Annotated in this window: 10 protein-coding genes; 6 read left to right on the top strand and 4 right to left on the bottom strand. The window is 70.7% G+C overall.

What is annotated here, in order from left to right; genetic code table 11:
- Nucleotides 1-83 precede the first annotated feature (83 nt).
- Complete coding sequence (gene abc-f / locus SM573_RS16590; RefSeq protein WP_474610085.1) at nucleotides 84-1,721, bottom strand: ribosomal protection-like ABC-F family protein; 1,638 nt, start codon at nucleotides 1,719-1,721, stop codon at nucleotides 84-86.
- A 483-nt stretch (nucleotides 1,722-2,204) separates the two neighbouring features.
- Between abc-f and SM573_RS16585 the strand changes: the two genes are divergently transcribed.
- Nucleotides 2,205-3,167: an ATP-binding protein gene (locus tag SM573_RS16585; protein WP_474616473.1), complete on the top strand. Its 963-nt coding sequence runs from the start codon at nucleotides 2,205-2,207 to the stop codon at nucleotides 3,165-3,167.
- A gap of 45 nt (nucleotides 3,168-3,212) precedes the next feature.
- Here the strand turns inward: SM573_RS16585 and SM573_RS16580 are convergent, their stop codons facing one another.
- Complete coding sequence (locus SM573_RS16580; protein ID WP_474610266.1) at nucleotides 3,213-3,605, bottom strand: Fur family transcriptional regulator; 393 nt, start codon at nucleotides 3,603-3,605, stop codon at nucleotides 3,213-3,215.
- Nucleotides 3,606-4,064: 459 nt separating this feature from the next.
- Here SM573_RS16580 and SM573_RS16575 point away from each other — a divergent pair, with 459 nt between their 5' ends.
- The 3 genes from SM573_RS16575 (at nucleotide 4,065) to SM573_RS16565 (ending at nucleotide 6,103) form a co-directional block, all read left to right on the top strand.
- On the top strand, nucleotides 4,065-4,232 hold the full coding sequence (locus SM573_RS16575) for a hypothetical protein (protein WP_474610087.1): 168 nt from the start codon (nucleotides 4,065-4,067) through the stop codon (nucleotides 4,230-4,232).
- 168 nt (nucleotides 4,233-4,400) lie between these two features.
- On the top strand, nucleotides 4,401-5,342 hold the full coding sequence (locus tag SM573_RS16570; protein ID WP_474610267.1) for a permease: 942 nt from the start codon (nucleotides 4,401-4,403) through the stop codon (nucleotides 5,340-5,342).
- Nucleotides 5,339-6,103, top strand: coding sequence for a TIGR03943 family putative permease subunit (locus tag SM573_RS16565; RefSeq protein WP_474616472.1), 765 nt, complete (start codon nucleotides 5,339-5,341; stop codon nucleotides 6,101-6,103). Before SM573_RS16570 ends, SM573_RS16565 begins: the two co-directional genes overlap by 4 nt.
- Nucleotides 6,104-6,172: 69 nt before the next feature.
- On the opposite strand, the gene SM573_RS16560 is transcribed toward SM573_RS16565, so the two are convergent.
- Nucleotides 6,173-6,517 (bottom strand): ArsR/SmtB family transcription factor, encoded by a 345-nt coding sequence (locus tag SM573_RS16560; protein WP_474610089.1) that lies wholly within the window; start codon nucleotides 6,515-6,517, stop codon nucleotides 6,173-6,175.
- Nucleotides 6,518-6,582: 65 nt separating this feature from the next.
- Here SM573_RS16560 and SM573_RS16555 point away from each other — a divergent pair, with 65 nt between their 5' ends.
- Complete coding sequence (locus SM573_RS16555; protein ID WP_474616471.1) at nucleotides 6,583-8,559, top strand: heavy metal translocating P-type ATPase; 1,977 nt, start codon at nucleotides 6,583-6,585, stop codon at nucleotides 8,557-8,559.
- A gap of 210 nt (nucleotides 8,560-8,769) precedes the next feature.
- On the opposite strand, the gene SM573_RS16550 is transcribed toward SM573_RS16555, so the two are convergent.
- A complete protein-coding gene (locus SM573_RS16550) occupies nucleotides 8,770-11,109 on the bottom strand; it encodes a low temperature requirement protein A (protein ID WP_474616470.1) in 2,340 nt (779 codons plus the stop codon).
- A gap of 639 nt (nucleotides 11,110-11,748) precedes the next feature.
- Between SM573_RS16550 and SM573_RS16545 the strand changes: the two genes are divergently transcribed.
- The gene (locus tag SM573_RS16545) at nucleotides 11,749-14,883 is read left to right on the top strand and encodes a fascin domain-containing protein (protein ID WP_474616469.1); all 3,135 of its coding nucleotides are present in this window, start codon (nucleotides 11,749-11,751) and stop codon (nucleotides 14,881-14,883) included.
- Nucleotides 14,884-14,899 lie beyond the last annotated feature (16 nt).

Raw genomic sequence — 14,899 nt, 5'->3', positions numbered from 1 at the left:
AGGGCAGAGCCGACCGGGCACCCGGTGTGGCTCCACGTCGGACGGTCCGGGCGGCCCCGCGAACCGGGGCCGCCCGGGGCGGGTCAGTCGACGTCCGGAGGGCCGGTCTCCAGCAGGCGCCCTTCGGTGAGCCGCAGCCAACGGTTGACCTTGATCTCCGCGAGGAACCGCTCGTCGTGGCTGACCACCAGCAGCGCGCCCTCGTACGCGTTGAGGGCGCTCTCCAACTGACCGACGCTGACCAGGTCGAGGTTGTTGGTCGGCTCGTCGAGCAGGAGGAGCTGCGGTGCGGGCTCGGCGCCCAGGACGCAGGCCAGGGTGGCGCGCAGCCGTTCGCCGCCGGAGAGCACCCCGACCGGCAGGTGGGCTCGGGGACCGCGGAACAGGAAGCGGGCGAGCAGGTTCATCCGCTGCGCGTCCGGGGCCTGTGGCGCGAACGTGGCCAGGTTCTCCGCCACCGTACGGTCCAGATCCAGCAGGTCCAGCCGCTGGGACAGGTACGCGATGCGGCCCTCGGCCCGCTTGATCTGACCGCTCTCGGGCTCCAGGTCGCCGTTGACCAGGCGCAGCAATGTGGACTTGCCGGCGCCGTTGGGGCCGAGCAGGGCGATCCGCTCCGGCCCCCGGATCGTGAGGTCGACGCCGTCGGCGGCGAACAGGGACCGCTCGCCGTGTCGGACCTGCACCCGTTCGGCGGCGAGGAGGGTGCGTCCGGCCGGCACGTTCGTGGCGGGCAGCTCCAGCGAGATCTTCTGCTCGTTGCGCAGCGCGCGCCCCGCCTCGTCCAGCCGGGCTCTGGCCTCATTGACCCGCGAGGAGTGCAGCTCGTTCGCCTTGCCGGCGGACTCCTGGGCATCCCGCTTCATCGTGCCGGCGAAGATCTTCGGCAGACCGGCGTTCTTGAGGTTGCGCGAGGCGTTGCTGGCCCGCCGCGCCGCCCGCTCGCGGGCCTCCTGCAGCTCCCGCTTCTCCCGCTTCAGCTCCTGCTCGGCGTTGCGGACGTTCTTCTCCGCCACCTCCTGCGCGGCGCGCACCGCCGCCTCGTACTCGCTGAAGTTCCCGCCGTAGAACCGCATCTCGCCGCGGTCGAGTTCGGCGATGCGGTCCATCCGGTCGAGCAGTGCCCGGTCGTGGCTGACCAGCAGCAGGCAGCCGTTCCACTGCTCCAGCACGTCGTAGAGCTTGTGTCGGGCCTCGAGGTCGAGGTTGTTGGTCGGCTCGTCCAGCAGCAGCACGTCGGGCTGCTTCAACAGCTGCGCCGCCAGGCCGAGGGAGATGACCTGGCCGCCGCTGAGGGTGTCCAGGCGCCGGTCGAAGGCGAGGTCGCCGAGGCCGAGGCGGTCCAGCTGGGCACGGGTCCGCTCCTCGATGTCCCAGTCGTTGCCGATCGTGGTGAAGTGTTCCTCGCTGGCGTCACCGGCCTCGATGGCGTGCAGGGCCGCGATGAGCGGAGCGATCTCCAGCACCTCGGCCACGGTCGGGTCGCCGACCAGCGGCAGGCTCTGCGGGAGGTAACCGAGCACGCCCTGGACGGTGACGGACCCGGCGGTGGGGCGGTACTCGCCGGCGATCAGCTTGAGCAGTGTGCTCTTGCCGGCGCCGTTGGGCGCGACCAGTCCGGTACGGCCGCCACCGATGGTGAAGGAGAGGTTCTGGAAGACCGGGGTGTCGTCCGGCCAGGAGAAGGTCAGGTTCGAGCAGACGATGAAGGCATCGGACATCGGAGAGACGACCTCGTAGGTGAGGGCGGGCGGACCACGGCCGCCCGACAGGGGACATGGCTTCGAGGAACGACGACATGACCACGGCTGCGGGCGCCTACTGGCGCCGGGCAGTGGTCGATCACATGTCCGGTCTCACCCGGAGATGTCGTCGTCACCCACCATGTCTGGTCTCCCTTGTCCGCCTGACCACCCAGGCTCCGGTCGTTGCCGATCTACGGTAGCACCGACGCGTTCCCACCACCGGACGAACCCGCGGTGGCGGTTCTGCCAGGGGCGGCCACCACGCCGCAGGCGGGTGCGGGTGTTCCCGTGCCGCCAACCCGGGTTCGGACGAACCGCTTCCCCGCCTGCGCCTCGCCGGGTCGGGTGGCGGGACCGTTCGGACGACACGTACCGCTTTTGCCCGGCACCGACCGGGACTACCGCTACAGTATCGCTCATGAAAACCGTTACCGTTAGTGTGGATCCGGAGGATGAGCGGTGAAGGTCGCGTTCGTCGGCAAGGGTGGCAGCGGAAAAACCACTCTCGCGGCCCTGTTCGCACGGCACCTCGCCGAGATCGGCCGGCCTGTGCTCGCCGTCGACGCCGACATCAACCAGCACCTCGCCGTCGCTCTCGGTGGGTCCGCCTCGACCATGGCCGAGATGACGCCGCTGGGCGAGCACCTGCCCGCGATCAAGGAGTACCTGCGCGGCACCAATCCGCGCCTCGCCTCCGGCGCGGAGATGGTGAAGACCACGCCGCCCGGGCCCGGCTCGCGGTTGCTGCGCGTCGTCGAGGAGAACCCCATCTACGCGGCCTGCGTGCGCGAGATCGGGCCGGTGCGGATCGCCGTCACCGGCGAGTTCGCCCCCGAGGACCTCGGCGTTTCCTGCTACCACTCCAAGGTCGGGGCGGTGGAACTCGTGCTCAACCACATGCTCGACGGGCCGGGCGAGTACGTCGTGGTGGACATGACCGCCGGTGCGGACTCGTTCGCGTCCGGACTGTTCACCCGGTTCGACCGCACCTTCCTGGTGTGCGAGCCGACGGTGCGCAGCGTCGGCGTCTACCGGCAGTACGCGGGCTACGCCCGTGACTACGGGGTGGCCCTGTCGGTGGTCGGGAACAAGGTCGAGGACTCCACCGACGTCGAGTTCCTCCGGGAACACGTGGGCGAGGATCTGCTGACCTGGGTGTCCCGGTCGAGCTACGTACGCCGGGCGGAGCGCGGCACGGTCGGCGCACTCGATGAGTTGGAGCCGGCCAACCGTGCGGTGCTGGGCCAGTTGGCCGACAGCGTGGACGCCACCCCGCAGGACTGGGACAGATTCGCGCACTGGGCGCGGGAGTTCCATCGCCGCAACGCCGCGGCCTGGGGCAACGACCGCGCCGGGGTGGACCTGACCACGCAGATCGACCCCGACTTCCGGATCGACGCACCGACCGCCGTCACCACCTGATCCGCCGCGCGGCACCCCGCCCGCGCGGCGGTACGACGGGAAGGGTCAGCGCGAGCACTGCGCGCAGGTGCCGAAGATCTCCAGCGTGTGGCCGACGTCGGTGAAGCCGTGGTCGGCCGCCACGCGGTCCGCCCACCGCTCCACCGCCGGCCCGGCGACCTCGACCGTGCGACCGCAGTTTCGGCAGACGAGGTGATGGTGGTGCTTGCTCTGGCTGCACCGGCGATACAGCTGCTCACCCCCGGGAAGCCGGGTGGAGTCGATGTCGCCGGCCTCCACGAGAAGCTGAAGCGTCCGGTAGACGGTGGTCAGGCCGACCCGCGCGTTACGGGCGAGCAGCATCTGGTGCAGTTGCTGCGCCGTGTGGAAACCCTCGACCTCCCGCAGCAGCGCCAGCACCTCGCCGCGCTGTCGGGTGTTCCGGGTCACATTCGGCATCGCCTGGTTCACCGTCGCGCCACCCTCCCGCGATCTCTGCCGCCGTCGTCCGAACTGCGTGCAACGCCGGCACGATGCCGGTCGGACCATTATGCGTCGTCGGTCCCGGCGTCGGCGTCGTACCAGCGCTCCGCTCACGCTCACCCCTCCGCCGGCACCCGCGCTACGAACATGCGCGTTCGCCGCCGTCCGGCTCGGGCCGCGAGGGTGACGGCAGGGAAATCACCCCGCCAGTGGGCACACCGACCGCGAACGGGTCCTGGTTGCTCGCCGTTCGACAGTGACGACAGCGCCACGAGCCGACGCGAGAACCCGACGTCACGGTCCGCGGACCGTGACGTCACGGAGAGATAACAACGTCGGAACACGTATCGACATCGAATGCCAACACCATCAAGGATTTCGCTCACGCGTGCCCCGCATCGACCGAGTCCTGCGCTCTGGAGGAGAAGAACGTGAGTGAACCCGCGACCTGAGCAGGCGCACCCACGCCGCCACCTGCACCCGGCGGTGAGCGCCCAGTCCACGCCGGTCGCCAGCCGAGAGCTGTTCGGCGAACTCGCGGTCGTCACCGGTGACGGCGGGATCGTCGGCCGCGGCGCCGTCCACATCGGTGCCACCAGCTGACCATCGAACCGCCCCATGACGCGCAGAACAAGGAACGGAGCCGGCGTGAGCGCACCCGAACGCATCCCCCGCACCGGGCGGGGCCAACTCTCTGCCGCGATCGAGGACCGGCATGGCCCGGAAACGGCCGGGCCCGGCGACGGCTCCCGGTCACCGAGCACCTACCGGATCGGCTCCGTCGAGGTGCTCACCGCCCTGCTGCTCCTCCTGCTCGTCATGAGCGGGCAACTCACCGACCTGCTCGCCACGCCGGCCCTCGCCACCTGGACGACCGTCTTCGTCTCCGTGATGGTGCAGGCCGTCCCGTTCCTGGTCTTCGGCGTCCTGCTGTCGGCGGCGATCGCCGTGTTCGTACCCCGCTCCTTCTGGGCCCGCGCCCTCCCCCGGCATCCCGCCCTCGCCGTGCCCGTGGCCAGCGCCGCTGGTGTCGTGCTCCCCGGCTGCGAGTGCGGTGCCGTGCCGATCGCCGGCTCCCTGATCCGGCGCGGCGTCACCCCGGCCGCCGCACTCGCCTTCCTGCTCGCCGCTCCGGCGATCAACCCGATCGTGCTCACCGCCACCGCCGTCGCCTTCCCCGACAACCCGGAAATGGTCGTCGGGCGTGCCGTTGCCAGCCTGGCCGTCGCCATGGTCATGGGCTGGCTCTGGTTACGACTCGGCAGGACCGACTGGATCCGGCTGCCACACCGGCCCGACCTCGACGGCGCTCCTCGCGGTCAAGCGTTCTGGTCCGCGGTACGCCATGACGTCGTCCACGCCGGCGGGTTCCTCGTGGTCGGTGCGGCCGCCGCGGCGAGCATCAACGTCCTGGTGCCCGAGCGATGGCTGCAGACCCTCGCCGACCAGCCGGTGCTGTCCGTTCTCGCCCTGGCGGCACTCGCCGTCCTGCTGTCCATCTGTTCCGAGGCCGACGCCTTCGTCGCCGCGTCGCTGTCCCAGTTCTCGCTCACCTCCCGACTGGCGTTCCTGGTGGTGGGTCCCATGGTCGACCTCAAGCTGATCTCCATGCAGGCAGGGATCTTCGGCCGACGTTTCGCCGTCCGCTTCGCACCGGCCACATTCGCCGTGGCGGTCGGCGTGGCCGCTGTCACCGGGATGGTGCTGCTGTGAACCGTCAAGCACAGGCATGCATCATGATCCTTTTCGGGGGCGCCATCCTCCGGGCCACCATGACCGATCTCTATCTGCGCTACGTCAAGGAAGGGCTGCGTCCGTTCCTCATCGTGGCGAGCCTGGTGCTGATCGCCGCCGCCGTGATGACACTCTGGTACGAGCTCCGACCGGCCTTCACCTCGGGTGAGCCCGACGGAGCCACCGCCGGCCGCCCGGCCGAGGCGGCCACCGGGCCCGCGGCCGGCACGCACGCGCACTCCCACGAGCCGCGAGTGGCCTGGCTGCTGATCCTGCCCGTCGTGGGACTGCTCATGGTCGTCCCGCCCGCTCTCGGCTCCTACGCCGCCAACCAGACCGGCACCGCGCTGACGGCGGCCGAGGACTACGCGTATCCACCGTTGCCGAGCGGCGACCCGGCGAGGACCAGTCTCCTGGACTACGCCGCGCGGGCCATGTACGACAACGGCGAGTCGATCGGGGCACGCCGTGTCCAGCTCACCGGTTTCATCACTCCCGGCCCTGACGGCCAGCCGATCCTCGCCCGAATGATCCTCTCCTGCTGTGCCGCCGACGGCCGGCCCGTCAAACTCGGCATGTCGGGCGCGGTGCCCGTCGGTCTGGACAACGACACGTGGGTCCAGGTCGTCGGCCGCTACACCGACCGCCGCGGACGCGACCCGATCAACGACGAGGAGATTCCGTACATCGAGGTCGAGTCCTGGCGGAAGGTGGCCGCCCCTACCGACCCCTACGAATAGTCCACGCCGTTCGAGAGTCGGATCACCCCGGCGAGCCCGGGCTGCCGACGTGGCTGGTCGCCGACGAGGCTACGCCGTCGGCGACTGGGACTGGTCGCGGTCGATGTGGTCGGCGTGGAACAGCGCTTGCCGAAGGAGCCGCCGGACGTGGTCATCGGCGGCGGAGTAGTAGACGAAGGTGCCCTCGCGGCGCCCCTTGACCAGCCCCGCGAGACGCAGCTTGGCAAGGTGCTGGCTGACCGCGGTGGGGGCCGCCCCGGCGAGCTCGGCGAGGCAGGCGACGGACGACTCTCCCTGGAGCAGCGCCCAGAGGACCTTGATGCGCGTGGGGTCGGCCAGGAGCCGGAACGTCTCCGCCGCGAGATGCACCTGCTCCTCGTGGGGCATGTCGAAGTCGGGCAGCGACGTGTGCATGACCTCAGCATAACGGCTACACCATTAGTTGCGTATCTGCGTGACTGCGCATATAGCATGCTCGGGTGGCAACGAGCGTTCGGAACTTGACCACCACCAAGGCGCCCCCCGTCCGGGCGCGTCAGGCGGCACCGCGGCGCACTCCCCTGTGGTCGCTGCCGCAGGTCCGCTGGGCCGCCCTGGCGACCGGCCTGTTCGTGCTGGGTCTGCTGGCCCACCTCTCACCGGCTCCGAGCTGGGTGTGGTGGTCGCTCTACCTCGCCTGCTACGCGGCGGGCGGCTGGGAACCCGGCTGGGCCGGGCTGCAGGCACTGCGCGAGCGCAGGCTCGACGTCGACCTGCTGATGGTGCTGGCCGCGGTGGGCGCGGCGTCCATCGGCCAGGTCCTCGACGGGGCGCTGTTGATCGTCATCTTCGCCACCTCCGGCGCACTGGAAGCCGTCGCCACCACACGCACCGAGGACTCCGTCAAGGGCCTGCTGGGCCTCGCCCCCGAGACGGCGACGCGTGTCACCGCGACCGGGGAAGAGACCGTCGAAGCCGGCGACCTGCACGTCGGTGACATGATCCTGGTCCGGCCCGGCGAGCGGATCAGCGCCGACGGCGAGGTCGCCCACGGTGCGAGCGAGGTCGACCAGGCCACCATCACCGGCGAGCCGTTACCGGTGGACAAGCACCCCGGGGACGAGGTGTTCGCCGGCACCCTCAACGGCACCGGTGCGCTCCGCGTCCGCGTCACCCGTCCGGCCAGCGACACCGTCATCGCCCGGATCGTCGCCATGGTCGCGGCGGCCAGCGCGACGAAGGCCCGGACACAGTTGTTCATCGACAAGGTCGAACAGCGCTACTCCATCGGCATGGTCGCCGCCACCGTCGCCCTGTTCGCGGTTCCACTCGCCTTCGGCGCCGAGCTGCAACCGACGCTGCTGCGGGCGATGACCTTCATGATCGTCGCCTCCCCGTGCGCGGTGGTGCTGGCCACCATGCCGCCGCTGCTGTCCGCGATCGCCAACGCCGGCCGGCATGGCGTGCTGGTCAAGTCCGCCGTGGTGATGGAACACCTCGCCACCGCCACCCGGGTCGCCTTCGACAAGACCGGCACGCTCACCGAAGGGACGCCACAGTTGACGGACATCCGGCCCCTCCCCCACGCCGGCTTCACCGAGCGGCAGATCCTCGCGCTGGCGGCGGCCGCCGAGAGCGCCTCCGAGCACCCCCTCGCCCGCGCCGTGGTCGCCGCCGCCCGCGCCGCGCGACTCCCGCTGCCCGTGCCGGAGGTCTTCCACTCGGTCCCCGGGCGAGGCGTCACGGCCCGCGTGGACGGCCGCCGGGTGGACGTCGGCAGCCCGGTCGCACTCAGCAACCACCTTGACGGCCCGCCGCGGGCTCTCGTCGACGAGCTGGAGCAGGCGGGCCACACGACGGTCGTCGTCGTGGTCGATGACCTGCCGGTGGCCGTGCTGGGCCTGGCCGACAAGCTCCGCCCGGACGCCGCCCGCACCGTCGCCCAGGTGACCGCGGTGACCGGCGCGCGTCCGTTGCTGCTGACCGGTGACAACGAACGCGCCGCCCGTCGCCTCGCCGCCGAGGTCGGCATCACCGAGGTCCGCGCCGGCCTGCACCCCCAGGAGAAGGTCGCCGTGGTGCGCGAGCTGGAGCGCCGCGGCGACCGGGTGGTGCTGGTCGGCGACGGGGTCAACGACGCTCCCGCCCTGGCTGCCGCGCACGTCGGCGTCGCCATGGGCCGCGCCGGAGCCGACCTCGCCCTGGACACCGCCGACAGCGTCATCACCCGCGACGAGCTCGCGACGCTGCCCGCGCTCCTCCGCCTGGCCCGCCGGGCTCGCCGGCTCGTCGTCGCGAACCTCGCCATCGCCGCCGTGTTCATCGCCGTCCTGGTCGCCTGGGACCTCTTCGGCGACCTACCCCTGCCGCTGGGCGTCGCCGGGCACGAGGGCTCCACCGTCATCGTCGGCCTCAACGGACTACGCCTCCTGACCGGCGCCGCCTGGCGGCGGGCAACCAGCGCGGCAGGACGCTAGGAAGCGCGTCCCGGCCAGGAAGCACCGCCAGCATGGCGGATCGTCGTCCGGCCGGGCCCACGGCATCGCATCCGCGACGCCACCGCCCGGCGCACGTTCCCGCGCTAGGCTCCTCTTCCGGTCCCACCTCGGCAGGTTCACGGAAGAGGCCGGTGTCCGGAGCCGATGAACGCAACGCCGATCCATTCGCCTCCGCCACTCGGCCAGACGTCAATCGACGCGGTCGGAGAAGGCGATGGCCGCAGTTCCGACCAGGTGGGCGGCGGCCAGCAGCAGGGTGAGCACGATCAGCGCCCACAGGATCGGCAGCAGCAGCGTCAGCGGGGCCACCGCGGCGACGACCAGGGTGGCGGCCCGGCGGCCACCCGTCGGACGGCGGGCACGCCGCCGGACGAGGTGGTCGGTGAGCAGGTAGACCACGATTCCGCACACCAGGGTGACCTGCCCGACCATCGCCGGCCCGCCGACGTCGTGCCCCGGCTTGGGCAGGGTGGTGCGTATCCCGAAGGCGACCAGCACGAGGCCGACGACGAGGAAGAGGTGCAGGTACGCGTAGGCGTCCCGGGCCAGGGCGCCGCGCTGGCGGTCGGTGCGCAGTTCGGCGAACCGTCGGCCGACGGCGACGTCGCTGCCGACGTACGTCCACCAGAGCGTGGAGATCAGGGCGGCGCTGAGGGCGACGGCGACGAAGGTGGGCAGCGCGACGGGTGGGTCGCCGGCGGCGATACCGGTGGAGATGACCGCCTGGCCGAGCGCGATGAGGATGATCAGGTTGAAGCGGCCCATCCAGCGGCTGACCGAGCGCAGTCGCCAGTTGCGGGCCCCGATGAGGAAGCCGCCGCCCACGTCGACGGCGATGGCCGCGACCCAGCAGAGCGCGGTGACCGGCGCGGGCGCTCTGCTGGTGGTCAGCGCCGCGGCGAGCAGCAGGCCGACCCCCACGCCGGTCGGTGCCGCCGCGCGTACGACGATGGCGCGTAGCGCGGTGTCGTGGCGCAGCACCCACCAGAACGCCGCCAGGTGCAGCAGGCGGACCGCCGCGTACGAGACGACGACGATCAACGGCCCGGGCAGCCCTCCGGGGATGCGGCCGAACGTCTGTGGCAGGGCGAGGCCGAGGGTCAGGATCAGCGCCACGGCGATGAGGACGACGAGTCTCAGGGCGTTGCCCGCGTCGCGGACCGTCGTGGTGAACCAGGTGTAGTTGACCCACGACCACCACAGCAGCGCCAGCACGGCCAGCCCCTGCAGCACCCCGAGCACCGACGGCTGCCGGGTCATCAGCACCGTGACCTGGATGAACGCGTATACGAAGACCAGATCGAGGAAGAGCTCCTCGGGGGTGGCGTCCACCTCGCGCCCGGTCGTCACGGCGACGGCGCGGTGCAGCTGTCGGTGGCGACGTCGCAGCACCGTGACGTGGGCGACCACCACAGCGGTCAGCGCGCCGGCGAGGAGCGTGAGCGAGCCCAGGGCGGCCAGGCCCTGGGCCGGCACGGCCAGAACCGCCACCAGGACGAGGCCGGCCACGGGACCGCGTCCGACCCGGCGGACCGTGCGCCACTCGAACGCCACCAGACCGAGCAGATAGAGGACCACACCGCCGTAGAGTGCCGCCAGGTCCGGCAGCGACCACTCGTCCGGGTGGCCGACCGGCGTTCCGCCGAGCGCCTTCTTGAGCCCGAACGCCACCAGGATGAGCCCGGCGATCATCGGCAGGTGAAGCAGCGTGTAGGCGTCGCGGGCGCGGCCGGACCGCTCACGCGGGGCAACGGACTCCAGCGCCTGCTCGCCGGCGGGTGACGCGATGTCGAAGTACGCCCACCAGAGAAACGCCACGACGACGAGACCGAGGGCCGATCCGACGAGCGTGAACCAGGTGATCGGGTCGCCGCCGCCGAAACCGCGGCTCGTGCCGATCGAGATGATCGTCTCGCCCAACGCCATGAGCATGATCAGGTTGTGCCGCTCCGCCCAGTGCCGCACGGACGTCAGGTGCCAGGTTCCCGTGCCCGGCGCCCGCAGCCCCAGGTAGTCGACGACGATCGCGACGACGAAGAGCAGCAGTTGGACGGTGTCCGTGGCCCGCCCGGCCGGGAGGTGGTAGGGCAGCAGGACGGCGGAGAGCAGGAGCGGAATGCTGCCGGCCAACGGCAGCCAGGCCCGGGTGGCCGGGTCGGACGAGATCTCCCGGCCCCGTCGCGCGTAGAAGATGATCAGCAGCGATCCGATCCTGGCCGACAGGAACCCGGCGACGAAGACGAGGGACCCGGCCAGCCCGGCCGGGTGTTCGAGGAAGACCTCGGGAATGGCGACGGCGACGAGGAGGACGGTGACGGCCGCCGCGAACACCGCGATCGGCCTTGCTCCTCGGTCGAGGCGGACGAGGTTTCCCACCCAGGCGTAACCGACCCAGCTGCGCCAGATCAGCGCCACCACGAGCGCCCCCTGAAGCAGCCCTTGCAGGGGCGGGCGTTCCGCCATGAGAAGGGTGACGTTGATGAAGGCGTAGACGAAGACCAGGTCGAGGAAGAGCTCGGAGCGGGTCACTCCCCCGTGTGTCGCGGCTGTGACCTGCCCGCCGGCGCCGAACGCGCGCGGCGAAGCCGCGTCCTCGCCGCCACCGTTCACCCACCTACTGTGCCGACGACGGCGTCGTTCCGGAGCGGAATCGGGCTGACCCGGTCATCGATACCTTCGCGGCGCGGCTCGGCCTCTCGCTCCGGTGCGAAGAGGCGGGAGTCCGCACCGCGGCCAGCCCGTGGCGACGCTTCACTCCGGTGGAGGCAGGGCAGCTTCCCCAGGTCGTCTGAGCGGCGACCCGACGACGCCAGGAACGGAAAACGCAGGGCATCCGACCGCGGCGCCGGGTGGCCCGGCGGCGCGGGACCGACGTCCGGGTGCCGCAGATAGATCCGACGTATCTTCTCCGGCTCGCACCTCCGAGACGGCAACCTTCGGGCACCGCGCGCCGAGATATTGGGGATTGACGCGCAGAGACCTCCGATGTTAACTGCTCGATACAGATGTGGGTCGATGTTTACCCGCGCGTCGGCGACCCCGGCCGGGTGGCAACGCCCCAGATCCGTCTCGACATCGCCCGCGTTTCGGCGGACGCGGGCCGACCGGGGCCACTGCGCGGGATGCGAGGCATCAACCGCAACGGACGATCCCGAGGAGATCGTGTCGATGAAGGTGACAACGCCGCTCCGCATCACCCTCGCCGCCCTGCTCGCCGGTGGCATCGTCGCCACCGCACCGAGCGGACCGGCCGCCGCCGCCCCCGGCGACGCCGCGTTCCACACCGGCACCGGGACGCTGAACGTCAACCGCGCCGCCTACCTGGCCAAGCACGACATCGTCTACAACCGGCCGAACACCAACCCGCTGCACGGCCTCACGGTCGGCAACGGCCGCACGGGCGCCATGGCCTGGAGCGCCGACGGGCTGACTATGCAGGTCTCCGGCGTCGACCTGTCACCGCAGTCCACCTACGCCGCCGGCCTGGTCAACCTCTACAGCAACCCGCAGTTCGACACCGGCCACACCAGCTTCCAGCAGCGGCTGTCGCTGTACGACGGGACGCTGACCACCAGGTACGACAACAACCGCACCATCACCGTCATGGGGGCACCCCACTCCGAGGTCATGGGCATCCACGTCGAGGACAGCCGGCCCGGGGTGACCAGCGTCGGCCTCGACCTGAGCCTGTGGGACATGAACACCGTCCAGAACATCGCCGACGTGCCCGACCTCACCACCTGGCGGACGGTCTCCACCTTCGCCGACGCCAGCGGTGTCGGGCTGAGCCGTGGGCAGACCGACCCGAACAACTTCGGCTACACGCTGGCCGCCACGGTCGAGGGGGCGTCCTACACCGCGCAGGTGGTCAACGGCACCCGCGTCCGGCTCTCCATCACGCCCACGTCGAGCTACACCATCTGGTTCACCGCGGCCAGCCGGATCAACTCCCCCGGCCTCAACTCCGTGGCCCAGGCGAAGAACCAGCTGGCGGCGGTCAAGAACGCCGGCTACACCACCACTCTCGACACCTACCGGTCCTGGTGGCACGACTTCTGGGCCAGGTCGTTCGTGCAGTACTCCAACGCCGGCGGCGACGCCGACTACCTGGAGAACGTCTACTACCTGGCGACCTACATGGTCGCCGCGGGCGGGTACGGCAACTATCCGCTGCACTTCATCAACGGCGTCTTCCGGGCCACCCAGGACAACTCGAAGTGGAGCAACGGCTACTGGTACTGGAACCAACGCGACGTCTACAACTCCTTCCTGGCCAGCAACCACGCCGACCTGATGGCCGGCTTCAACCGTCTCTACAGCCGCAACCTCGCCGCGCTGAAGTCGTACACCACGACCCGGTACGGCAGTGACGGGCTCTGGGTGCCCGAGACGATGGGCTGGGACGGCAACGCCCGGGGCACGATCAACAGCGACTTCGTCAACGACCTCTACTCGACCGGGACCGAGGCCGCCTACAACATGTACCTCCAGTACCGGTACACCAACGACGAGGCGTACCTGCGCGACACCGCCTACCCCTACCTGCGTGAGGCGGTGAAGTTCTACGAGGACATGCTGGATCGCGACCCCGCGACCGGCCGCTGGTACATGGCCAGCTCGAACGCCCACGAGACGTACTGGGACGTCCGCAACGCCATCACCGACCTCGCCGCGGTGCGGCTGCTCTTCCCACTCACCATCGCAGTGAGCCAGCAGCTCGGTCTCGACGCGGGGCTGCGAGCCAACTGGCAGAACATCGTCGACAACCTGGCCCCCTACCAGGTGCAGAACGGCGCCTACCTGCCGCACGACCCGCCGATCTCGCAGACCCGCAACAACGAGAACGTGGCGCTGGAGCTGGTGTGGCCCTACGACCGCACCGGCATCGGCTACCCCGACCACCAGACCGCGGTCACCACCTGGAACGTGCGCCCCCACCCGTACGGCAACGTCTGGTCCAACGACCACGTCCACGCCGCCCGCCTGGGCCTGGGCAACCAGGCGTTCCAGGGCATGCGGACGATGCTGCAGAAATACCAGAATTACCCGAACGGGATGACCAACAACACCAACGGTGTCTTCGAGTACCTCGGCATCCACCTGGCGGCGATGAACGAGTCGCTGATGCAGTCGTACAACGACAAGATCCGGGTCTTCCCGGCGGTGCCGACCGACGCCAGCTTCGTCGGGAAGTTCACCCTCCTGGCGAAGGACGGGTTCCTGGTCAGCTCCGAGCGGGAGGCCGGTGAGGTCAAGTACGTCGGCCTCCGCAGCCTGCACGGCAAGACCGCCCGGGTGGTCAACCCGTGGGGCGGCCAGGAGCTGCGGGTCCGCCGCGCCTCCGACAACGCGGTGCTGACCACCACCACGGCCGGCGAGGTCAGCTTCGCGACGGCGGCGAACACGGTGTACGTGGTCGAGCGCACCGCCAAGCCGCTGTCGGCGTACACCGGCACGACACTGACCGGCGCGCCCAACCAGGGTGAGAAGACGCTGTCGGGCACCGCCTCGACCCTCGGCCTCGGCGGGCCGGGCGGCGGCGGGCTGGTCAACGACACCATGCTGACCTACGACCCCGGCTGGCACCACACCACCGCCCGGGGGTACGGCGACTACAACGACGACACCCACCACAGCACCACCGTCGGCGCGGCCGCTAGCCACACCTTCACCGGCACCGGGGTGGAGTACCTGTCCGAGCGGTTCAGCGACATGGGCAACGTCGACGTCTACCTCGACGGCGTCTTCCAGAGCAACGTCAACCTGTACGTCGCCGGCCCCCGCCAGGCACAACAGGTCGTCTTCCGCCGGACCGGGCTGACCAACGGCACCCACACCATCCGCATCGTCAACAAGACCACCTCGGTCGGCATGGTCGACGCCCTGCGGATCCTCACCGGCAGCAGCCCACCGACGAGCGGTGCCGTGGCGCTGCGCGCCCAGGTCAACGGCCGCTACGTCACCGCCGGCACCGGCAACCTGATCGCGTCCGCCACCGCCGTCGGCGGCGGGGAGCAGTTCGACCTGGTCGACGTCGGCGGCGGCGACACCGCCCTGCGGGCACGGGTGAACAACCAGTTCGTGTGCGCGGAGAACGCCGGCGCCGACCCGCTGATCGCCAACCGGCCGGTGGCCGGGTCGTGGGAGACCTTCACCCTGGTCCGGAACGCGGACGGCTCGGTGAGCCTGCGGGCGACGGTGAACGGCAGGTACGTCGCCGCCGAGAACGCCGGCGCCGCGGCGCTGATCGCCAATCGGGACGCGATCGGTCCCTGGGAGAGGTTCGACCTGATCCCCCTGTGACGGTGGACCACCGGGC

The organism is Micromonospora xinjiangensis (assembly GCF_056150165.1).
The sequence above is the reverse complement of the archived record's forward strand: the minus strand, read 5'-3'. Positions and strand labels throughout refer to the sequence as shown.

Coding starts and splice junctions, on each gene's coding strand:
- abc-f (WP_474610085.1), bottom strand. CDS start 1,721: ATGTCCGATGCCTTCATCGTCTGCTCGAACCTGACCTTCTCCTGGCCG.
- SM573_RS16580 (WP_474610266.1), bottom strand. CDS start 3,605: ATGCCGAATGTGACCCGGAACACCCGACAGCGCGGCGAGGTGCTGGCG.
- SM573_RS16560 (WP_474610089.1), bottom strand. CDS start 6,517: ATGCACACGTCGCTGCCCGACTTCGACATGCCCCACGAGGAGCAGGTG.
- SM573_RS16545 (WP_474616469.1), top strand. CDS start 11,749: ATGAAGGTGACAACGCCGCTCCGCATCACCCTCGCCGCCCTGCTCGCC.